Here is a 21,200-nt window from a genome sequence, read left to right as displayed (position 1 = left end):
ATCACGCGATCCACGGGATTCCACGGTAACACCTCTCCGGCCCGGACCCGGCGTCGCACCCGACCTGGGCGGGCGCCGGGCGCGGAACCGGTCACGGGGCCGCCACCTCGGTCGATGTCGCGGCGGCGTCGCCCGGGGTACGCGCCGACGGCACGGTGACGTTCGGCCCGCCCCCCGCCGGCCGAGCCGCGCCGTCAGCACGCCCGTCCGGCTCCCCGTCGCCGGCGGAGCGGTCCGGACCGGGTCGGTCGCGGTCGGCCACGTCGGGCCGTCCGGGGTCGGCCGCGTCCACGGCGCCGGGCCCGCGGCCGGTCCCGGCCCCGCCCCGGGTACGTCCGGAGCCGTCGTCGCGGCCGGCCGGCGCGCCGGGTTCGGCGATCAGGTCGCCGCTGTCGGCGACGCCCCCGTCCGGGCCGGGGTCCGGGGCGTCGCCGACCGGCGGGCCCCCCGGCCCGTCCCCGCGCTGCCGTCCGACACCGGGCTGGGTGCGGTCGGTGGAATGGTCGAGCACCCGCAGCGAGGCCAGCGCCGCCATGGGCACCACCAGCGCGGCGGCGGCCCCGGCCACGTCCAGCGCCGAACCGCCCAGCAGGCCGCCGAAGACCGCCGCCACGGCGGTGCCGGCCAGCGCCGCCCGGATCGCCGGGTAGATGCCGAACAGCCGCATCAGCCCGCCCCACGGCTGGAGCAGCGCGAACCAGACCAGCAGGGCCCCGACCACGGCGAGCACGGTGAGCGGGCTGTTGACCAGGGTCTGGAAGTTGGCCGTGCTGACCCGGTGCACCGTCAGCCCGCCGGTGCCGTCGGCCAGCGCGGCGAGGAACCGGCCCAGGGCGGCGCGTTCCTCGGCCGGCCGGCGCACGTCCACCACGGCGAAGCCGATGGTCACCGCGAATCCCGCCATGGCCGACCAGACCAGCCGGCTCACGGTGAGCCAGCCGCCGGTGCTGATCGCGGCGGCGACGGCCACGCCGGCGGTCAGCGCGACCGCGCCGATCGGATCCGACCCGAGGTACGGGCTGCCCACGACCACCACGGCGGCCCCGCCGACGGCGACGGTCACCATGGGCCGCCAGCCCCGGCGTACCCGCTGGGCCAGCCAGCCGGCGCTGAGCAGCGACCCGGCGAGGAAGACGCCGAGGCCCACCGTGCCCAGCCCGGAGAAGCGGCCACCCTCCAACGCCGAGTAGCCGACCACGCCGTTGAGCTGCAACCGCGACCCGCTGAGCACGTCCGCGCCGACCACCAGGGTCGCCAACCCGGCGACCGCGCCGAGCGGGCCGAGGGTGCGCTCGTGGCCGGGAGCGAACCGGACCAGGGCGGTGCCGGCGGCGATCAGGGCCACGGTGGCCAGGCCGAACCACAGGCCGGCGCGGTCGCCGCGCCACCAGGGCACCAGGTCGGCGAGCAGGGCGGCGGGCACGGCCAGCGCGGCGGCGACCAGCAGCAGTTCCACGGCCGCCACCACCCGCCGGGACACCGGCGGCGGACTGTGCGGGCCGGCGAGCCGGCGGGCCCGGCGCAGCAGCGGCAGCACCGTCACGGCCAGTGCGACCTGCGCCACGGCGAGCAGGGCGAAGAACCAGCCGGCGACGGTGCGTTGCGCGCCCGCCTCCCGGTCGGCGTCGGCCGGTTGGCTGATCGCGGTCGCCAGGTCGTCGGGGCGGCCGTCGACGCGGACCGCCGCGCGGCCGAGGAAGAGCCGCTCCGGGATCGGCCGGCCCAGCGCGGCGAGCGCGGTCGGGGCCAGGTCCACCAGTTGCAGGTAGCCCGCCCGGCCGGTGCTGGCCGAGGTGAGCCAGCCGCGCTCCCAGCCGGGGCCGTCGGCGACGGCCACGTGCAGCCGGGACGGCGTGCCGGTGTCGGAGACCCCGGCGACCATGACGAGGGAGCGGGGCGGCCGGGCGGCGAGCACCCGGGCCAGCTGGGCATCGGCGGCGCGGGCCTCGGCCCGGCGGGTGGCCGGATCGTCCGCGGCCACGGCGCCCAGGTCGACGATGCTGAGCACGCAGGAGCCGAGCAGCGGGGCAGGGTCGGCGGGCAGGCGCGGGGCGTACCGGTCGACCCGGCCGAAGGGGCGGGCGGCGGCCACGGCCGCCCCCGGTCCGACCGCCACCGAGCAGCGCACCGACTCAGACAGCGAGCCGGGCACGGTGCCCCAGGGCAGCCGCTCGGAGTTGTAGCGGACCACGCTCTCCTGGGCCGGCAGGTTCGCGCCGATCCGGTCCGGCTGTTCGACGGTCACCGGGGCGGCGGGGCAGCCGTCGGCCCGACGGCTGCCGTTCCAGGCGGCGTAGCTGCCGGCGCCGAGGGTGAGCCAGCCGTCGGTGGGGCAGGTGGGGCGGTGCGCGGAGCGGGTCGACAGCGATCCCATCGAGCCCTGCTCCGCCATCCGCCACAGGGTCGGCGTGGTACGCGGGTCGACGTCGTCCCAGCGCAGCCCCGCCACCCCGGCGAGCACCACGAAGTCGGCGGTGCGCCGCGCCGCGCCGGGGTCCGGCCGGGCCGCCAGCGCGGTGACGCCGAGCACCACCACGAGCAGGGTGAGCAGGACCGGGGTGAGTCTGCGCAGCATCACCGGCGTCCCGTCGACGGGGCGTCCGCGCCGGGGCTCGCCGGCCCCGCGACGTCGGGGCCCAGCTCGGCGTAGAGCGACAGCAGCGCGGCGACGGTGTCCTCCTCGGTGGGCCAGGTGGCGGCCCGGGCGGCGCCGCGCCGGGCCAGGTCGGTGCGGAGGCTCTCGTCGTCCAGCAGCGACCGGACCGCCGCGTCGACCGCGTCGACGTCGCCGGCGGGCACCAGCACGGCGGCGTCGCCGACCAGCTCCGGCAGCCCACCCACCGCGGTCGCGACCAGCGGTACGCCGGCACGCAGCGCCTCCTGGGCGAAGAGCTGGCGGGCCTCCCAGTCGCTGGTGACCGCGGCCAGGTCGGCGCCGGCGAGCAGGTCCGCCACGTCGGTGCGGTGCCCGAGCAGGGTCACCGGCGCCCGCGCGGTGGAGATCCGGGCCGCCAGTTGCAGGTACGCGGGGCCGCTGCCGGCGATGACGACGACCGGCGGCGGGGTCCGGGTACGCCAGCGGGCCGCGGCGTCGACGAGCACGTCGTACCGCTTCTGCGGGTGCAGCCGGCCGACGGAGAGGATCAGCGGTTGGTCGGCCACCACGCCGAACTCGGCGCGGACCGCGGCCCGGCGGCGGCGCGGGGCGGGCAGGGCCGGCGCGGCGACCGGGGCGAGCCGGGCGTCCGCGGCGCCCAGCGCGACGGCGCGTTCGACCAGGTCGGCGGAGGCGCCCAGCGCGACCCGCGCGGAGCGGGCGACGATCCGCTCGGCCAACCGGGACAGCTGCCCCCGCAGGCCACCGGCGAGCACGGCGTTGTGCCAGGTCACCACCAGCGGCGCGGACGGGCGGGCCAGCGCGGCGACCAGGCCGGCGCGCAGCCCGTGCGCGTGCACCACCCGGGCCGGTTCGGCGGCGAGCGCCCGACGCAGGGCGGCGACCGCCCGGCCGTCGGCCGGGGTGGGGCTGGCCGGGATCTCCACCGGGGCGAAGCGGGCGCCGACGCCGGTGAAGTCGAACTGGTCCTCGGTGGCCGACGGTCCGCAGACCAGCACCGGGACGCCGGCCCCGGTCAGCCCCCGGACCACGGACCGGACGTGTTGGCCCACCCCGCCGGTGCTGGAGGCGAGCAGCAGGACCACGGTGCCCTGCCGGCGGGACGCTGGCGTCGGCTCGGTCATCGGTGCCCACCTCCCGTTCGCGGCCACCGGGCCCGCGGACTCGGCTCACTCCTCGCGCTCACCGGTGCCGACTTCGTTCGCGACTGCGGGGCTCGCAAACCCGGCTCACTCCTCGCGCTCACCGGTGCACCGTCTCCTTTCCGTCACCCCGTTCCGGCGGGATACCGTCCTGGAGGTCGCGCGCCGGCGGGCGCCGCCGCCGGAGCCGGCGCAGCACCCCGGCGAGCAGCGGCTGGACGTCCGGCCGGTCCGCCAGCCCGGCCACGACGAGGAACACGACGCCGACCACGGCCCCGGACAGCATGCCCTGAACGAGTGCCTGCGATGTCGTCGGGGTGCCGTCCCCGGCCGCCCCGACGACACGCGCGGCGGCCACACCGGCCGGCGCGGCCAGCGCGGCGGCGAGCAGCCCGGCGGCCGTCGCGCGGCCCACGCCGGCCAGGGCGGGCCGGCCGGCGGCCCGGAGCACGGCGACGACCAGCAGCGCGCCGAGCACCAGCATCCCGACCGAGTTGGCCAGGGCGACCGCGAGGACCCGGTCCGCGGTAGGCAGCAGCGCCGCCAGCGCCAGGGCGGCCAGCGGCACCACCAGCCAGCCGGTGGTGATGGCGGCGGTGGCGGCCCGGGTGGCGCCGCGGGCGTAGAGCGCCCGGGACAGCACCGCGAAGAGTCCGTAGCCGACCAGGCCGGGAGCGAAGCCGGCGATCGCCGCGGCGGTGGGCGCCACCGCCGCGTCGCCGAAGAAGAACCGGGCCACCGGTTCGGCGGTGCCGACCAGGGCCGCCGCGCCGAGGAAGCTGAACAGCAGCACGCCCCGCACCGTCGAGGCGAGGGTCGCCCGGTAGCCGTCCTCGTCGCCGAGGGTGGCGGCGGCGGTCAGCGTCGGGTACGCCGCGACCGCGAGGGGCACCGCGAGCACCGCCCACGGCAGCAGGTACATCGTCTGGGCCAGGTTGTAGACCTGCGGCGAGCCGGTCGGACCGCCGGAGACCCGGTTGAGGATCACCACCAGCGCGGCCTGCTGGGCGGTGACGGTGACCGCGCCCGCCAGCGCCAGCCCGCCGACCCGGGCCCGGACGTCGGCGGTGAAGGCGTACCCGGGGCGCAGCGGCAGGCCGAGCCGGCGCAGCGGGACGAGCAGGGACAGCGACAGCGCCACCACGCCGAGGGTGGTGCCGCCGGAGAGGATCAGCTCGCCGGCCCGGCTCACCTCGCCGACCGCGGCGCCCCGGCCCTGGGTGGCGCCGAAGACCAGGTAGACCACGATCACGGTGAGGCTGGACAGCAGCGGCGCGATCACCGGCCAGGCGAAGCGGCGGTGCGCCTGGAGCACCCCGGTCAGCACGATGCCGATGCCGTAGAGCGGCAGCTGGGGTGCGAAGACGCGCAGCATCCGGGCGCCCGCGGCCAGTTCCGCCGGGGAGCGGGCCTCGCTGATCACCGCGACGATCGGGTCGGCGAGCAGCGCGACCAGCACCGCCAGCGGCACCAGCAGGGTCACCGTCCAGGTCAACAGCGCCCCGGTGGTGGCGGCCACCGCCGCCCGGTCGCCGGCCGCGACCGGTCCGGCCAGCAGCGGTACGACGAGGCTGGCCAGGGCGCCGCCGGCGACGACCTCGAAGATGATGTTCGGGACGGTGTTGGCGATCACGTACATGCCGCCGAGGTCGCTCTGCTGCACGACCCAGGTAAAGACGGCGGTCCGGCCGAAGCCGGCGAGCCGGGCGACGACGGTGAGCACGGCGATGAGGGCGGCCGCTCCGGCCACCCGGCCGGCGCCGGCGAGGGGTGCCGGTCTGGTCACGTCAGTCGGTTCGCCGGCCCAGCGCGTCGAGCTCACGCAGTCCCGGGGTGCGCTGGATCACCTGGGTGAAGCTGACCTTCTCGCTGGCGGCGGTGAGCCCGGCCAGCACGGCGAGGATCCCCGCCCGTCCGAGCGGCCCGCTGCGCGCGGCGAGGGTCACACCGAGCAGGGCGCCGAGCGCGTTGGCGCCGCTGTCGCCGACCATCACCCGCTCGTCCAGGTCGGCCTCCAGCAGTCCGGAGGCCGCGCCGAGGGCGCCTGCGGCGATGCCGCCGTGCGGGCCGCGGGTCAGCGGGGCGCCGAGCAGCAGGCCCGACTTCAGGGCCCGGCCGGGACGCAGGTCGAGCAGGTTGAGCAGGTTGGCGGTGCCGGCGATCACCCCGGCGCCGAGCAGCACGTCGACGCCGCGCCCGAGCACGCCCTGGCGCTGCCGGCGGGGGTGCGCGGCGACCTTGGGGTCGGCGGCGAGCAGCGCGGCCGCGCCGAGGCCGACGGCGCCCACCCCGACGATCTTGACCAGGCCGGCGGTGACCCGCCCCTCGCGCAGCGCCGCGAGGTGGCCGGTGAAGCCCTTGGCCGCCTTCTGCTCCGGACGCGCGCCGACCACGTCGTCGTAGAGCCCGACCGCGCCCGCGCCGGCCCCGGCGAGCAGGGCGGCGCCGCCGGCCGGGGCGCTGGGCGCGCCGAGCGCGGCCGCCGTGACGGCGCCGACGGTGAGCGCCGGGCCGGCCGCCAGGGTGACGGTCCGGCCGCGGAAGTTGGTCCGTTCCAGCGTCGGCGCGGGCGGCGCGATGGAGATCTCCCGCAGCGCGTAGCGGGCGGTGGCGGCTCCGGCGACGGCGACCAGCAGCCGCCCCAGGACCCTCACGCGGCACCGCCGCACGGGACGCTCGGGTGGACTCCGGTCAGCCGGGTACGTGGTTCGCTCACTGGGGCAGTCTAGGCAACAGGGAGGCGTTGTCGGCGACGCCGTACTGCCCGGCCTTCTTCTCGGTGAGCTGCTGCACCAGCGCCAGGCTGGTGACCAGCTGGCCCTGTACGGTGTTGGCGTTGTCGACGGTGGAGATGGTCTGGGCGAGCACCGGGTCGGCCCGCACCACGGCGACCAGGTTGCCGCCGGCCGCGCCGTTGCCGGCGACCACGATCGCGCCGGTCCGGTCGAACTGCTCGGCGACCTTGACCACCGACTCGTCCTTGGTGGCGGAGTCCTTGTCGACGTACGGCTGCCCGTTGACCACCACCACGGCCTCGGCGGGCCCGGTGACCTTGTTCTCGGCGGTGAGGTACCCGGCGTTGGAGTAGGCCGCCAGCACCGCCCGGCGGTCGGCCTCGGTGACGGTCGTGGCGCCCTGGGCGGGGTCGAGCAGGACGCTGGCCAGCAGCGCGCTGGAGGTCTCCACCCCGTTGCCGTTGCCGGGCAGCGCGGAGGCGGGCGCGGTGGGGCGGGCGGCGGTGACCGCCAGCTCCAGCAGGTTGGTGTTGTTGTCCGGGTCCACGTACTTGTCCTGCAGGTCGACCCGGCCGGTGACGTCGGCCCCGGCGAGCTTGAGCATCTCCAGCACGCCCTCGGTCTGGTCCCGGCCGGTGGGCATGCTCAGGACCAGCACCCGCTTGCCGGTGAGCTTGCCCGGCAGGACGACCTGCGCCATCTCGGCGGCGAAGTCCTCCTCCAGCTCCAACTCCTTCTGGAGGCTGTTGACCGACTGGCGCATCTGCTGGTTGTCCTTGCGCAGCGCGTTGACGTTCTCCTTGAGGGAGTCGGCCACCGGGCCGTTCAGGGCTGCCGTGCCGACCACCAGGCCGATCGCCAACGCCAGGAAGACCGCGGTCAGGGACACCACGTGGTACCGGAAGTTGATCACGCTTACTGCCTCTTGATCGGTCGGGGAGTCAGAAGAGCTGGCCGAGCTGGAACACGAAATTGTCCCACCACTCCGAGACCACGCCCAAATACGCCTTGCCGACGGTGGAGACCGCCACCGCGGAGGCCATCGCGGCGATCGCCGAGAGGACCAGCAGCAGCAGCGACGAGCCGGAGATGCTCTGCCGGTAGAGCCGGCTCACCCCCTTGGCGTCGACCAGCTTGCCGCCGACCTTGAGCCGGGTGAGGAAGGTCGACGCCATCCCGCCGCGACCCTTGTCGAGGAACTCCACCAGGGTGGCGTGCGTGCCGACGGCGACCAGCAGCGAGGCGCCCTTCTCGTCGGCCAGCAGCATGGCGAGGTCCTCGCTGGTGGCGGCGGCCGGGAAGGTGATCGCCGGCACGCCCAGCCCGTTCACCCGGGCCAGGCCCGGCGCCCGTCCGTCCGGGTACGCGTGCACGATCACCTCGGCGCCGCAGCGCAGCACGTCGTCGGTGACCGAGTCCATGTCCCCGATGATCATGTCGGGGGTGTAGCCCGCCTCGACCAGCGCGTCCGCCCCGCCGTCCACGCCGATCAGCACCGGCTTGAACTCCCGGATGTACGGGCGCAGCACGTCCAGGTCGGCCTTGTAGTCGTAGCCCCGGACCACGATCAGGCAGTGCCGCCCCTGCACCTGGGTCTGGATGTCCGGTACGCCCACCCCGTCGAGCAGCAGGTCGCGCTCCTGGCGCAGGTAGTCCATGGTGTTGGCGGCGAACGCCTCCAACTGGACCGACAGGCCCTCCCGGGCGTCGGCCATCGCCTTGGCGACCGTCTCGACGTCCTGGAGCTCCCCGTGCGCCACCGGTTCGTCGCCGACGTAGACGGTGTTGCCCTCGATCCGCACGGTGTCGCCCTCGCGGATCTGCTCGAAGACCCCCTCCCCCAGGTCGTCCAGGAGCGGGATGCCGGCGGCCACCAGCACCTCGGGGCCGAGGTTGGGGTACCGGCCGGAGACCGACGGCTTGGCGTTGAGCACCGCGGCGACACCGACGGCGACCAGCGAGTCCGCGGCGACCCGGTCCAGGTCGACGTGGTCGATGACCGCGATGTCGCCGGGACGGAGCCGGCCGGTCAGCCGCTTGGTACGGCGATCGAGGCGTGCGGTGCCGACGACTGAGCCCGGTTCGGCGTTCCGGGTCCGGCGCAACGTGGGTAGACGCATCGTGACCATCCTGGCATGTGGGGCAGGCTTTTCTGTCGCGACATGCCTGAGCAGGGCCGCCTACCCAGGGAAGCACACGAGAGCGCAGGCCGGTGTGCTTGCGCTCACAATCGTCATGCTCGGGGCCGCCTTTCCTTGGCCGCGACGGCCAGGAGCTCCTCGGCATGGGCGATACCCAGGTCCGAATCCGGCAAACCCGCCAGCATCCGCGCCAGCTCCCGGGCCCGCTCGGTGTCCTCCACCACCCGCACCCCGCTGGTGGTGACCGCTCCCCCGGTGTCCTTCGCCACCACCAGGTGCCGGTCGGCGAACGCGGCCACCTGCGGCAGGTGGGTGACCACCAGCACCTGGTGGCTGCGGGCCAGGCGGGCCAGCCGACGACCGATCTCCACCGCCGCCTGGCCGCCGACCCCGGCGTCCACCTCGTCGAAGACCAGCGTGGGCGGGCCCCCGGAACCGGCGAAGACCACCTCGATGGCGAGCATCACCCGGGACAGCTCACCACCGGAGGCGCCCCGCTGCAACGGCAGGGAGGGCGCCCCGGGGTGGGCGAGCAGCCGCAGCTCCACCTCGTCGGCGCCGTCCGCGCCGACGCCGACCTCGGCGCCGTTGACGGTCAGGGTGGGCTCGCTCTTCCCCGCCGCGCGGGGCAGCACCGCCACCTCGATCCGGGCGTGCGGCATGGCCAGCCCGGCCAGCTCGACGGTGACCTGGTCGGCGAAGCGGGCCGCCGCCTCCTGCCGGGACGCCGACACCCGCCCGGCGAGGTCGGCCACCTCACCGGCGAGTCGGGTGGCCTCCCGGTCCAGCTCGTCGAGGAGTTCATCCGAGGTGTCGAGGTCCGACAGCCGGGTGCGGGCCCGCTCGGCCCAGGCGACCACCCCGTCGACGTCGTCGGCGTACTTGCGGGTCAGCGCGCGCAGCGCGGCCCGCCGCTCGTAGATGGTCTGCAACCGGGCCGGGTCGGCGTCCAGGGACGCGAGGTACGCCGACAGCTCCGCCGAGACGTCGCCGACCAGCGTCGCCGCCTCCTCCAGCCGGGCCGCCAGCTCGCCGAGGGCCGGATCGGTGCCGGCCTGCGCCTCCAGGGTGCGCCGGGCGGTGCCCAGCAGCGCGGTCGCGTCGGGCGTCTCGTCGGTCGCCTCGACCCCACCGGCGACACACTGGTGCGCCAGCTGCGCCGCGGTGCGCAGCCCCTCGGCGTGCTCCAGCCGCTGCGCCTCGGCTTTGAGCTCGTCGTCCTCGCCGGGCTGCGGGTCGACCCGGGTGATCTCGTCCAGGCCCAGCCGCAGCAGGTCGGCCTCCTGGTTGCGCGCGCGGGCGTTGCGCCGCCGGTCGGCCAGGTCGTCGACGACGTGCCGCCACCGCCCGTACACCTCGCGCAGCCCGTCGAGCAGCTTCTCGTGCTCCGGGCCGGCGAACCGGTCCAGCGCGGCCCGCTGCTCCGCCGGACGGAGCAGGCGCAGCTGGTCGGACTGGCCGTGCACCGCCACCACCTGCTCGCCGACCTCGCCGAGCATCGACACCGGCATGCTCCGGCCGCCCAGGTGCGCGCGGGAGCGGCCCTCCAGCGTGACCGTGCGGCTCATCAGCAGCGAGCCGTCCTCGTCGGGCTCCCCACCGGCGTCGACGATCCGGGCGTGCACCGTGTCGGCGACCCGACCGGCCAGCCGCAGCCGCCCCTCGACCACCGCCCGGCCCGGCTCGGCGCGGACCCGCCCGGCGTCGGCGCGGCCACCGAAGAGCAGGCCCAGACCGGTCACCACCATGGTCTTGCCGGCACCGGTCTCGCCGGTGATGACGTTCATCCCGCCGGTCAACGGCAGCGTCGTGTCGTCGATGACGCCCAGTCCGGTGATGCGCAGCTCTTCCAGCACAGCACCCGACAGTAGACGCGGCCCCCGACAGTTGACCAGCCGACGCGGGCGCCCCGGCGGCCGCCCGTACCATCACCGGTCGTGGAGAGGACGAGCGTCGGAGCGCAGGTGCTGCGGATACTCGGCCTGGGCGAGGACGAGGAGCGGGTCTACCGGGCGCTGCTGCGGCTCTGCGCCGCGCACCCGGCGGAGCTGGCCCGGCAACTGGCGTGGCCGGCCGACCGGCTCGGCCGGGCGCTGGACGCGCTGCGGGACCGGGGGCTGGTCACGCCCGCCGGCGCCGGACCCGACTCGCCGCTGCGGCCCCTGCCGCCGGACGTGGCCCTCGGCGACGAACTGCTGCGCCAACAGCAGTCGCTGGACTCCGCCCGCCGGCGGGTCGCCCAGCTGACCGAGGAGTACCGGGCCGGCGTCCGGCGCCACGACGCCGACCACCTGGTCGAGATCGTCACCGGCGCCGACGCGTTGCGCGCCCGGCTGCGCCGGTTGCAGGACGACGCCCGCACCGAGGTGCTGTGGTTCTGCCGGGCCAACCCGCTGGCCATGCCCGGCCCGGAGAACGTGGAGGAGTTCGCCGCGCTGGCCCGCGGGGTCAGCTACCGGGCGATCTACGAGCGGGATCTGCTGACCGAACCGGGCGCCCTTTCCGACGTGGAGAAGGCGGTGGGCAGCGGCGAACAGGCCCGGGTCACCGACCGGCTCCCGGTGCGGCTGGCCATCGCCGACCGGACCACCGCGATCTGCCCGCTGGTGCCCGACCGGGCCAGCGGCGCGCCGAGCGCCGCGCTGATCGGCCGCAGCCAGCTCCTCGACGCCCTGCTGGCCCTCTTCGACAGCCACTGGCACGCGGCCACCCCGCTGCGGCCCGGGACGGGACTGCCGCCCGTAGACGGCGGCCCCGGCGCCGACGAGCGGTTGCTGCTCTCACTCTTCGTCGCCGGGGTGCCGGACAAATCGATCGCCTCGCAGCTCGGCGTGAGCCGGCGCACCGTCCAGCGGCGCCTCGCCGATCTGATGACCCTGGCCGGGGTGGACACCCGGCCGGGGCTGGCCTTCCAGGTCGCCCGGCGGGGCTGGATCTGAACGGGGTCCGGGCGGGGCGGCTCGGCGCCGCCCCGCCCGACCCGGTCAGCGCAGGCCGTACGCGTCGACCACGGTCTGGTCGACGGTGTTCCCGGCCCGGTCGCGGGCGTGCGCCCGCAGCGACACCGTGCCGTGCACGGCGGGCACCTGCGCGGTGAACCGGGTGCCCGAGCCGCGCACCGGCACGGTCCGCCAGTTCTGCCCGCCGTCGAACGACACCTCGACCCGCAGGCTGGTGCCGGTCGGCGCCGGTACGCCCGCCGGCTGGCGCAGCGTCAGCTCCAGCTGGTGCGGACGACCGCCGGCGACCTCACCGCGCAGGTCGGCCGGAACCCGGTAGTCGACCTGGAGCAGCGGCAGCGGCTGGGCGGCGTCCCCGGCCGGGCGGGCCGAGGTGAACTCCCAGGCCGTCTCGGTCCGGGTCGCCCAGCGCCAGTCCTCGGAGGCGCGCCGGGTGGTCAGGTCCAGCCGGTAGCGGGCCGCCGCCGCGGTGGTGGACACCGGGGCCCAGCCGTCGGAGAGGTCGGCGATCTGCTGCCCGTCGCGGCTGAGCCGCGCCTCGACGTCGTCCTGCTCCTCGCTGGCGCCGGCCGGGGCGTGGTGCCCGTCGGCGTCGACGAACTCGGCGACCCGCAGGTCCAGGATGTCCCCGGTGCGGGTGGGCACCGGCGCTCCGCCGGTGGCCGGCACGGCCGGCCGGACGACCGGGGCGTACCAGCTCTCGGTGTCCCGGTCGTCGCCGGTGTACCGCCGGGCCTGCGCGAAGAGTCCAGCCTGGAGCGGACCCCAGTCCGACCACATGAGCTTGTGCAGCACCCGGTGCTGCCACCAGGAGTCACCGGCGCTGACGTACTCCCGCCGGACGGTGCCGGTCTGCACGATCCGCTGGTCGTCGAGCATGGTGACTGTCTGCCACGGACGCCAGCCGAACCGCTGCTCGGTGGCCCAGTCGAGCCCACCGGTCTCGCCGTAGCGGGCGGTCACCTCGGCGGTGTTCTCCGCGGTCACCGTGTGCGCGATCCGCTCCGGGATCCGGTCGGCGGACACCTGGAACACGTCGTACAGGTAGGGGCTGTTCGCGGTGAGCGTCAGGTCCAGCGTCGCGCCGCCGGTCCGGGCCGCGGCGATCATCCGCTGCCCGTCGTCGTGAGCCACCGCCATCGCCGGGACGGGCAGCCGCTCCCCGGCCGGACGCCAGACCGTCCACGCGCTGAAGTCCGCCGGCCGGACCACGAGCACCGCCGCCGCGCCGGCCGCCGCAGCGGCCGTCACCTGGTCGTTCTCGGAGACGTCCGGGCTGGCGGTGAGGAGCACCGCCGCCCCGCGGGCGCGCGCCAGCTCACCGGCGGTCCCGGTGCCGGCGTAGACCAGCGGGAACTTCCGCCGGCCGGTGGGCGCCGGCGACTGGCCCAGCAGGTTGATGTCCAGCGGACCGGACACCCCGGTGATCCGGGCGTCCACCATCGGCGCGACCAGCTGCCACCGGGAGGCGAACTCGAACTCGCCGGAGCGCACCGGCCGGGTCGGGGTGACGTTGAGCTGCTGGACCGTGCTGAACGCCATCACCGCGTGGTCGACCTGCCGGCCGTTGCCGAAGACCCGGTGCTCGTAGAAGTTGAGCGCCGCCCGCTGCTCGGTCGGCTTCGGGGTCTCGATCCGCACGGGCGTGCCCTTGCGCGGGTCGAGCACCACGGTGAGGTCCCGGTCGACGATCAGCTCCGGGTCGGTGACCAGGGTGAGCTGCTCGTCCAGCGGAGCGCCGTGCTCGATGAGCGACTGCAGCAGGTACGGGCCCTCCTCCACCTGGGTCCTGATCACCTTGCCGGGAAGGAGGTAGTCGATCAGGTCCGAGTCGGAGTGCTCACCGAAGAGCGTGACCACCGGCGCGCCGCCCGGCTTCCCGGCCATGTCCAGCGCGCGCAGGGTGACGGTGTGGATCGGGCCGCTCAGGGTGAGCGCGACGGCGGTGCGGACCGTGACGCCGTCCGCGCCGGTCGCCACCAGCCAGCCGCCGTACGTGCCGCGGTCCAGCTTCGCCGGGTCGGCGCGCAGCGGAACGGCGACGCTGCCGCCGGCGGGGACCGTGACCTCGGTGCCCACGGAGAAGGCGTCCGACTCGCTCGCGCCGCTGTCCAGGTTGCGCAGCTCCAGCGCCAGGCGCAGGGTCTGCGCGGCCCCGGTGCCGTTGGTGTACGTCACGGTCCGCTCGACGGCCGCGGCGCCGGTGGCCAACCGGCCGAAGTTGGCGACGGCCGAACCGTACGACCGCTGGGTCAGCGCCCGCGGCACGTCGACCCGGCCGGTGCCCTGCTCGAAGACGGTCAGCCCCGGCGTCGGCTTCGTGGTGCTGACCAGCGCGTCCTTGAGCTGGCCGGCGGTCCAGTCGGGGTGTTCCTGGGCGAGGATCGCGGCCGCGCCGGCGATGTGCGGGGTGGCCATGGAGGTGCCGTTGGCCCGGGTGTACGCCTCACCCACCGCGGTGCCCATGTGGGTGCCGGCGGCCCGGGCGGCGACGATTCCGACGCCCGGCGCGGTGATCTCCGGCTTCACGCCGCCGTCACCGATGCGCGGGCCGCGGCTGGAGAAGTCCGCCAGGTTGTCGTCGCGGTCCACCGCGCCGACGGTGAGCGCCGCGCTCGCGGCGCCCGGTGAGCCGACGGTGTTCGCCGCTCCCTCGTTGCCCGCGGCGACGACGAAGAGGGCGCCGGTCTCGGCGGTCAGGTCGTTGAGCGCCTGACTCATCGGGTCGGTGCCGTCGGTCGCGCTCCCACCGAGGCTCATGTTGATCACCTTGGCGCCGGAGCGGGCGGCCCACTCCATGCCCTCGATGATCCACGACTCGGAGCCGCTGCCCCCGTCGTCGAGCACCTTGCCGACCAGCAGTCGCGCGCCCGGCGCGACGCCCTTGCGCAGCCCGTCGGAGGCGCCGCCGCTGCCGGCGATGGTGGACGCCACATGGGTACCGTGGCCGTGCCCGTCCTGGGCGCTCCCGGTGCCGCTGAAGTCCTTCGCCTCGACGATCCGGCTCGCCAGGTCGGGGTGACCCGCGTCGACGCCGGTGTCCAGCACCGCGACCTCGACGCCCGCGCCGTCGCGCCCGGCCGCCCAGGCCGCCGGGGCGCCGATCTGCGGCACGCTGTGCTCCAGGTCCGCGTGGACCCGCCCGTCCAGCCAGACACGGTCGATGCCGGCGCCGAGCCGGGCCGGCGCGCCGGCGGAGGTACGCGCCGACGGCGTGCCGCGCAGCGTCGTCCACAGCCCGCCGAGGTCGCTCTTGCCGACCTTCAGCGCGGCGCCGTTGATGCTCTCCAACGGGCGGGCGGCGGTGGCCCCGGCGAGCGGACGGACCCGCCCACCGGCCGGCTGCTGGTAGCGCACGATCAGCGGCAGCGCGCGCTGGGCGGCGTCGCCGTACCCGTCGGCGACGAGTTCCTGCACGTCGAACAGGTCCGAGTCGAGCACCCCGGCGGAGACGTACGGAATGACGTCGCTGGGCAGCACCCGCAGGCCGCCGTCGGCCTGGATGGTCTGGAAGGTGATCCGCTCCCGGCCAGGGCCGGGGTGGACGGTGGCGGCGACCCGGCCGGAGGCGGCGGGCGCGAGCTCCACCTGGTCGCCGGTGATCAGGGTGACGCGGGCGGGCGCGGCGCCCGGGGCGGTCGTGGCCGGACTCGGGCCACTGGGCCGGGCGGGCGGGTCGGCGGACGCCGGTACGGCGAGCCCGACCACCAACGCGCCGACCGCGCCGGCGCTGAGCCAGCGTGGGGACCGGTGCATGCGATGCTCCTCTACTCCGGGGCCGGCCTCGGGGAGGACGGCCCACCGGAGTCTGCGCCGAAGATCATCCGTTGGTCACTAGGGCGGCCACGCCGCACCGGCGACATGTCGCCAGGTGGACACGGGGCAGCCACGACCGGAGCGCCGCGGGTCCGGCACGTTGCCGGCCTACCGTGGGCCGGGCGAACCGACGGGTGGCGTCGGCGGCGCCGCCCGACGGGCGGTCAGCGCCGGCTGCCGCGCCAGCCCTGCACGGGCAGCGCGAACTTCGCCACCAACCGGTCGGTGAACGGCCGGGCCCGCAGCCGGACGATGCGCACCGGCAGCGCCCCGCGGCGCACCGTCACCCGGGCACCCGGGGGCAGGTCGAAGACCCGGCGGCCGTCGCAGGAGAGCACCGCCAGGGTGGTGAACGGGTCCACGGTGATGGAGAACGTCGAGTCCGGCGCGGTCACCAGCGGTCGGCTGAACAGCGCGTGCGCGCTGATCGGCACCAGCAGCAGGGCCTCCACCTCCGGCCAGACCACCGGCCCGCCACCGGAGAACGCGTACGCGGTGGAGCCGGTGGGGGTGGCGCAGACCACTCCGTCGCAGCCGTACCGGGACAGCGGCCGGCCGTCGACGTCGACGAGCAGCTCCAGCATCTGGGCCCGCTCGCCCTTCTCGACGCTGATCTCGTTGAGCGCCCACGACTCGATGGTCGGCCCGCCGTCGAACTCGGCGGTCACGTCGAGGGTGAGCCGTTCGTCCACCGTGTAGTTGCGCCCCACCACGTCGCGGACCGCCACGTCCAGGTCGCCGATCTCCGCCTCGGCCAGGAAGCCGACCTTGCCCAGGTTGATGCCGAGCAGCGGCACCTTGGCCGGCCGAGCCAGTTCGGCCGCGCGCAGGAATGTGCCGTCCCCGCCGAGGGCGAAGACGATCTCGGCGCCCTCGGCGGCCTCCGGGCCGGTCACCGGAACCACGCCGGGCAGGTCGAGGTCGTCGGCCTCCTCCGCCACCACCCGCACCTCGAAGCCGGCGGAGATCAGGTCGGCGGCGACGGCCCGGGCGTGTTCGGTGCTGCGCCGGCGACCGGTGTGCGTCACCAGCAGCGCGGTGCGGCTCACCGGGCCACCCGCTCGTCCGTGCCGCAGGGGCCCATACCGTCGCTCTGGCTCACCGGACCAGCCTCTCCTCTGCCGCTCACCCTGTCACCACCCCCGCTGACGTCCGCCGGCAGGTCACCGGCGAGGGCAGGGCCCTCGGGCCCGGCCGCCACCACGGCCCGGACCCGGTCGGGGTCGGCCGCCGGGGCGTCCCGGCGTAACCATACGAAGAACTCGACGTTGCCGCTCGGACCCGGCAGGGGGCTGGCCGCCACGTCCGCCAGGCCCAGCCCGAGCCCGGCCGCGGTGGCGGCCACGTCGAGCACCGCCTCGGCGCGCAGCGCCGGGTCGCGGACCACGCCGCCGGCGCCCACCCGCTCCCTGCCCACCTCGAACTGCGGCTTGACCATCAGCGCCAGGTCGCCGTCGGCCCGGGTGCAGCCGGCCAGCGCCGGCAGCACCAGGCGCAGCGAGATGAACGACAGGTCGGCCACGGTGAGGTCCACCTCGCCGCCGATGACCTCCGGGGTCAGCGTACGGACGTTGGTGCGTTCGAAGACCCGCACGCGCTCGTCGGTGCGCAGCGGCCAGGCGAGCTGGCCGTAGCCGACGTCCACCGCGACCACCTCGGCGGCGTCGGCGCGCAGCAGCACGTCGGTGAAGCCGCCGGTGGAGGCGCCGGCGTCGAGGCAGCGCCGCCCGGCGACGGTGAGCCCGCCCGGCGCGAACGCGGCGAGCGCGCCGGCCAGCTTGTGCCCGCCCCGGGAGACGTACTCGGAGCCGGGGTCCTCCCCGGTGACCAGCAGTGGATCGGCCGGGTCGACCATCGCGGCGGCCTTGCGCGCCGGCACGCCGCGCAGCTGGACCCGGCCGGCCTCCACCAGCGCGGCGGCCTGCTCGCGGGAGCGGGCCAGGCCGCGACGGACGAGTTCGGCGTCGAGTCGGGTACGACGTGCCATGGGGTGGTTCTCCGGTCGGTTCAGGCCTGGTCGATGGTGGCGAGGGTCTCCCGCAGCGTCTGGTAGGCCGCCTCGTACTGGGCGATCTGATCGGCCGGCGGGAGCCCCTCGGCGTTGATCATCGCTTGGACGGCGGCGTCGACGGCCGGGTGGTGGCCCTCGTCGACGTCCTCAGCCGGACCCGGGCGCGGCGGCGGGCCCGGGCGGGCGCCCGGCGGGCCGGGACGCGCGCTGTCCGTCGCCCCGTAACGGGCCTCCGACGGCGGTCCCGGGCGAGGGCCGGGTCGGACGTGCGGCGGCGGGCCGGGTCGGAACGGGCCGGTCACCGGCGGATCCCGCCGTGGGCGGGCGCGGTCACTGCTCGCCGCCGGTGGTCCGCTTCCGCGGGGCGGCCTTCTTCGCCGCCGGGGCCGGCGGGACCGCGCCCTCGCCCGAGGTGCCGGCCAGGGCGGACGGCGCCCGCTTGGCGACGGCCTTCTTCGCCACCGCCTTCTTCGCCACCGCCTTGGTCGGGGCGGGCACCGGGACGTCGGCGCCGCCCGCCCCGGCCGGGGACGGGCCGCCGGGCGCGCCGCCCGGGGCAGCGCCGGACGGCGCGCCGCTCGGACCGCCGGTGGGTTCATCGGACGCGGACGGACCCGCGGTGGACGGACCTCCCTTGGCCTCGCGGAGCTGCCGCTCCAGCTCGTGCACCCGGCGGGTCAACTCGGCCACCTCGTCGGCGGTGGCGAGCCCCACCGCGCCGAGCGCCCGGTCCACCTCGAAGCGCACCAGCTTGGTCAGCGCCTCCCGGTTCGCCGCGCCGGTGGAGACGAGTTCCTCGGCGAGCGCCTGCAACTGGGCGGCGGTGCCACCCGTGCCGACCATCCGACGCACGGCGTCCTGGGCCTTCTTCCGGGGCGCCTCCGTCAGGCCCATGGCCAGCTCGAGGTAGGCGCGCCACGCGTCCTGCATGCCTGAGTCCTTCCGCGGGGCGGGGTGTGCGGGTCTCACGCTACCGGGCGCCCCCGGGAACCCGTTGCGGTACGGTGCCGGGGAACGGCGTGGCGGGCGTGAGGAGACGAAGTGGCCGGCGTGGACGAGTGCCGAGAGGCGTTGCGGGAGCTGGCGGCCCGACTGGACCGGCACGCCGACATGCAGGAGCGCATCGACCTGAACCGCACCCTCGCCTGCCGGGTCACCGACCTCGGGACCGCGTTCCACGGCCGGCTCGAAGGTGGCCGGCTGGTCGACCTGGCCGACGGCGACGACCCCAAGGCCAAGATCGCGTTGGTGACCGGAAGCGACGACCTGCTCGCACTGGTACACGGTCAGCTCGACATCACCAAGGCGGTCGCCGCCCGTCGGATCTCCATCAAGGCCAATCCGTTCGACCTGTTGAAGCTCCGCAAGCTGCTCTGAGCGTCGGGGACCTGCCGGGGCGGGACGGTCAGGCCGAAAGGCCGAGCGCCGCGAGGGCCCGCTCCGCCTCGGGCGACGCCGGCCGCACGGCCGACTCCCCCGCCGCCCACGCGGCGGCGCAGAGCACGGCCAGCGCGTCCAGCGGCCGTCCGGCGCCGCGCAGTTCCAGCCCACCCGCCACCGGGGCGGTGGACCAGCCGCCGACCGCCGGCTCCCCGGGGACCCGGATCACGGCCGCCGGGTCGAAGAGCCCGGCCAGGTCCCGGGCGACGTACGTCGGCCGTCGCTCCTCGGGGGCCGCCAGCAGCTCGGACACGTCGCTGACCCCGGTCAGCACCAGCAGGCTGTCCAGCCCGGCGCGGCGGGCACCCTCGATGTCGGTGTCCAGCCGGTCGCCGACCACCAGCGTCCGGCCCTCGCCGGCCCGGCGGGCGGCGGTGGTGAAGAGCGCCGGTTCGGGCTTGCCGACCACCAGGTCCGGCGGCCGGTTCAGGGCGTGTCGCAACGCGGCCACCAGGGACCCGTTGCCGGGCAGCGGGCCACGCCCGCTGGGCAGGGTCCGGTCGGTGTTGGTGGCGACCCAGGTCGCTCCGGCCCGGATGGCGACCGACGCCTCGGCCAGGTCGACCCAGCCGACCTGCGGGCCGTACCCCTGCACGACCGCGACGGGTGACTCGTCGGCCCGGGTGACCGGGGTGAGCCCGGCGGCACGGATCTCGGCGCGCAGCGCCTCCGCCCCGACCACCAGCACGGCAGCCCCGGCGGGCAACCGGTCGCGCAGCAGCTCGGCGGCGGCCGCGGCGGAGGTGAGCACCTCCTCCGGCCGCGCCACGACGCCCATGCCGGTGAGCAGTTCGGCGACCTCGCTGGAGCGGCGGGAGGCGTTGTTGGTCGCGTACGCCACGGCCAGGCCGTCGGCGCGCAGCCGTCCGACGGCCTCGACCGCGCCGGGGATCGGCCGGTCGATCAGGTAGATCACGCCATCCAGGTCGAACACGACCAGGGCGTACCCGTCGACCAGCCGATCCCCGGCGGCATCGGTCATCGCTGGTCCGGCTCCTCGTCGGCGCCGGCCGGGCGAGCGGGCGCGGTCGGCGCCTCGCCGGCCGGGTTCCCGGCCTCCGGCACGGACGCCGTCGGCTCGTCGGAGGGCCCGTCCCCGTCGAGGTCGTCGTCCCCGTCCCGGTCGTCCTCGTCGTCGAGGTCGTCCTCGTCGTCGAGGTCGTCCTCGTCGTCGAGGTCGTCCTCGTCGTCGAGGTCGTCCTCGTCGTCGAGGTCGTCCTCGTCGTCGAGGTCGTCCTCGTCGTCGAGGTCGTCCTCGTCCTCGTCGTCGTCGAGGTCGTCGTCCTCGTCGAGGTCGTCGTTCTCGTCCCGGTCGAGGTCACCGGCGGCACCGACGAGGTCGGCGTCCGGACGCGCCGGCACGGCACCGGGGGCACCCGGGCCGGCGGCGATCTCCTCGCCCGACTCGTCCTCCTCGTCGCCCTCGATCACCACGCCGTCGAGTTCGAGCAGCCGCTCGGCCGCGTCGGTCTCACCGTCGGTGTCCACGTCGGCGGCGCGGGAGAACCACTCCCGGGCCTCCTCGCGCCGGCCGACCGCGAGCAGCGAGTCGGCGTACGCGTAGCGCAGCCGGGCCGTCCACGGCTCGGTCGACTCGGCGGTCAGCTCGGGAACCTGGAGCATCGCGACCGCGGCATCCTTCTGGCCGAGGTCACCCCGCGCGCCGGCGGCCACGATCAGCAGCTCGATGGCGACGAGCTGATCGAGCTTCTCCCGATCCGCGCCGCGGAACAGGTCGATCGCCCGCTCGGGGCGACCCAGCGCGCGCTCACAGTCGGCGAGCACCGCCAGGTGGCTCTGCAGCCCGGTCATCCGGTGGTACGTCCGCAGCTCGGCGATCGCCGTCTGCCACTCCCCGGCGTGGTACGCGGCCAGCCCGACCGCCTCCCGCACCGCGGAGATCCGCGAGGCGAGCCGCCGCGCCGCCATCGCGTGGGCGAGCGCCTCGGCCGGGTCCTCGTCGATCAGCTGACCGGTCGCGACCAGGTGCCGGGCGACGGTCTCCGCCACCGGCTTGTTCAGCGAGAGCAGCTCGGCCCGGACGGCCGTGTCGAGGTCGCTAGCGGAGATCTCGTCCGGCAACGCCGGCGCTGCCGTACGGCCCCCCTCGACCTCGTCGCGACGCTCCCGGTCGGGGCCGAAGCCCTCCCGGCGGCGGTCGTCGAACCCGCCACGGTCGTCGCGACGCGGCCGGTCGCCGTAGCCACCCCGCTCGCCGTAACCGGCGCGGTCGCCGTGCGGCCGGTCGCCGCCACGGAAGCCGCCCTCACGGGGCGCGCCGCCCTCACGGCGGTCGCCCCCACGGAAACCGCCCTCACGCGGAGCGCCGCCCTCACGG

At 76.1% G+C, this 21,200-nt stretch carries 15 protein-coding genes; 2 read left to right on the top strand and 13 right to left on the bottom strand.

The features are described from left to right. Positions 1-91: 91 nt before the first annotated feature. The 7 genes from V6U79_RS03335 to recN form a co-directional block, all read right to left on the bottom strand. On the bottom strand, positions 92-2,575 hold the full coding sequence (locus tag V6U79_RS03335) for a hypothetical protein (protein ID WP_334613418.1): 2,484 nt from the start codon (positions 2,573-2,575) through the stop codon (positions 92-94). Then, positions 2,575-3,741 (bottom strand): glycosyltransferase family 4 protein, encoded by a 1,167-nt coding sequence (locus V6U79_RS03330; protein ID WP_334613417.1) that lies wholly within the window; start codon positions 3,739-3,741, stop codon positions 2,575-2,577. Before V6U79_RS03330 ends, V6U79_RS03335 begins: the two co-directional genes overlap by 1 nt. Positions 3,742-3,859: 118 nt before the next feature. Further along, positions 3,860-5,545 (bottom strand): murein biosynthesis integral membrane protein MurJ, encoded by a 1,686-nt coding sequence (gene murJ / locus V6U79_RS03325; RefSeq protein ID WP_334613415.1) that lies wholly within the window; start codon positions 5,543-5,545, stop codon positions 3,860-3,862. A 1-nt stretch (position 5,546) separates the two neighbouring features. Then, the gene (locus V6U79_RS03320) at positions 5,547-6,413 is read right to left on the bottom strand and encodes a hypothetical protein (RefSeq protein ID WP_334613413.1); all 867 of its coding nucleotides are present in this window, start codon (positions 6,411-6,413) and stop codon (positions 5,547-5,549) included. 58 nt (positions 6,414-6,471) lie between these two features. Then, on the bottom strand, positions 6,472-7,407 hold the full coding sequence (locus V6U79_RS03315; RefSeq protein ID WP_334534309.1) for a copper transporter: 936 nt from the start codon (positions 7,405-7,407) through the stop codon (positions 6,472-6,474). A gap of 28 nt (positions 7,408-7,435) precedes the next feature. Continuing rightward, positions 7,436-8,614, bottom strand: a complete 1,179-nt coding sequence (gene steA / locus V6U79_RS03310) for a putative cytokinetic ring protein SteA (protein WP_334534308.1) — start codon at positions 8,612-8,614, stop codon at positions 7,436-7,438. A gap of 113 nt (positions 8,615-8,727) precedes the next feature. Beyond that, entirely contained in the window at positions 8,728-10,491 is a 1,764-nt protein-coding gene (gene recN / locus V6U79_RS03305) for a DNA repair protein RecN (protein ID WP_334613412.1), read from the bottom strand. 81 nt (positions 10,492-10,572) lie between these two features. On the opposite strand from recN, the gene V6U79_RS03300 reads away from it, so the two are divergent. Further along, on the top strand, positions 10,573-11,574 hold the full coding sequence (locus V6U79_RS03300) for a helix-turn-helix domain-containing protein (RefSeq protein WP_334534303.1): 1,002 nt from the start codon (positions 10,573-10,575) through the stop codon (positions 11,572-11,574). A 45-nt stretch (positions 11,575-11,619) separates the two neighbouring features. Here the strand turns inward: V6U79_RS03300 and V6U79_RS03295 are convergent, their stop codons facing one another. The 4 genes from V6U79_RS03295 to V6U79_RS03275 form a co-directional block, all read right to left on the bottom strand. Continuing rightward, complete coding sequence (locus V6U79_RS03295) at positions 11,620-15,351, bottom strand: S8 family peptidase (RefSeq protein ID WP_334613410.1); 3,732 nt, start codon at positions 15,349-15,351, stop codon at positions 11,620-11,622. A 224-nt stretch (positions 15,352-15,575) separates the two neighbouring features. Next, positions 15,576-16,460, bottom strand: a complete 885-nt coding sequence (locus V6U79_RS03290) for an NAD kinase (RefSeq protein ID WP_334534298.1) — start codon at positions 16,458-16,460, stop codon at positions 15,576-15,578. Continuing rightward, a complete protein-coding gene (locus V6U79_RS03285; RefSeq protein WP_334613409.1) occupies positions 16,457-17,398 on the bottom strand; it encodes a TlyA family RNA methyltransferase in 942 nt (313 codons plus the stop codon). Before V6U79_RS03285 ends, V6U79_RS03290 begins: the two co-directional genes overlap by 4 nt. A 354-nt stretch (positions 17,399-17,752) precedes the next feature. Next, positions 17,753-18,352, bottom strand: coding sequence for a phasin family protein (locus tag V6U79_RS03275; RefSeq protein WP_334613406.1), 600 nt, complete (start codon positions 18,350-18,352; stop codon positions 17,753-17,755). A 111-nt stretch (positions 18,353-18,463) separates the two neighbouring features. On the opposite strand from V6U79_RS03275, the gene V6U79_RS03270 reads away from it, so the two are divergent. Then, complete coding sequence (locus V6U79_RS03270) at positions 18,464-18,799, top strand: SCP2 sterol-binding domain-containing protein (protein WP_334613404.1); 336 nt, start codon at positions 18,464-18,466, stop codon at positions 18,797-18,799. A gap of 28 nt (positions 18,800-18,827) precedes the next feature. On the opposite strand, the gene V6U79_RS03265 is transcribed toward V6U79_RS03270, so the two are convergent. Both V6U79_RS03265 and V6U79_RS03260 read right to left on the bottom strand, forming a co-directional pair. Next, positions 18,828-19,844: an HAD-IIA family hydrolase gene (locus tag V6U79_RS03265; protein ID WP_334613402.1), complete on the bottom strand. Its 1,017-nt coding sequence runs from the start codon at positions 19,842-19,844 to the stop codon at positions 18,828-18,830. After that, complete coding sequence (locus tag V6U79_RS03260) at positions 19,841-20,848, bottom strand: tetratricopeptide repeat protein (protein ID WP_334613824.1); 1,008 nt, start codon at positions 20,846-20,848, stop codon at positions 19,841-19,843. The genes V6U79_RS03265 and V6U79_RS03260 overlap by 4 nt, the downstream gene beginning before the upstream one ends. Positions 20,849-21,200 lie beyond the last annotated feature (352 nt).

The sequence above is a fragment of the Micromonospora psammae genome (assembly GCF_036902725.1).
GTDB lineage: Bacteria > Actinomycetota > Actinomycetes > Mycobacteriales > Micromonosporaceae > Micromonospora.
Note: the sequence above shows the minus strand (reverse complement) of the source record. Positions and strands in the feature narration are given on the sequence as shown.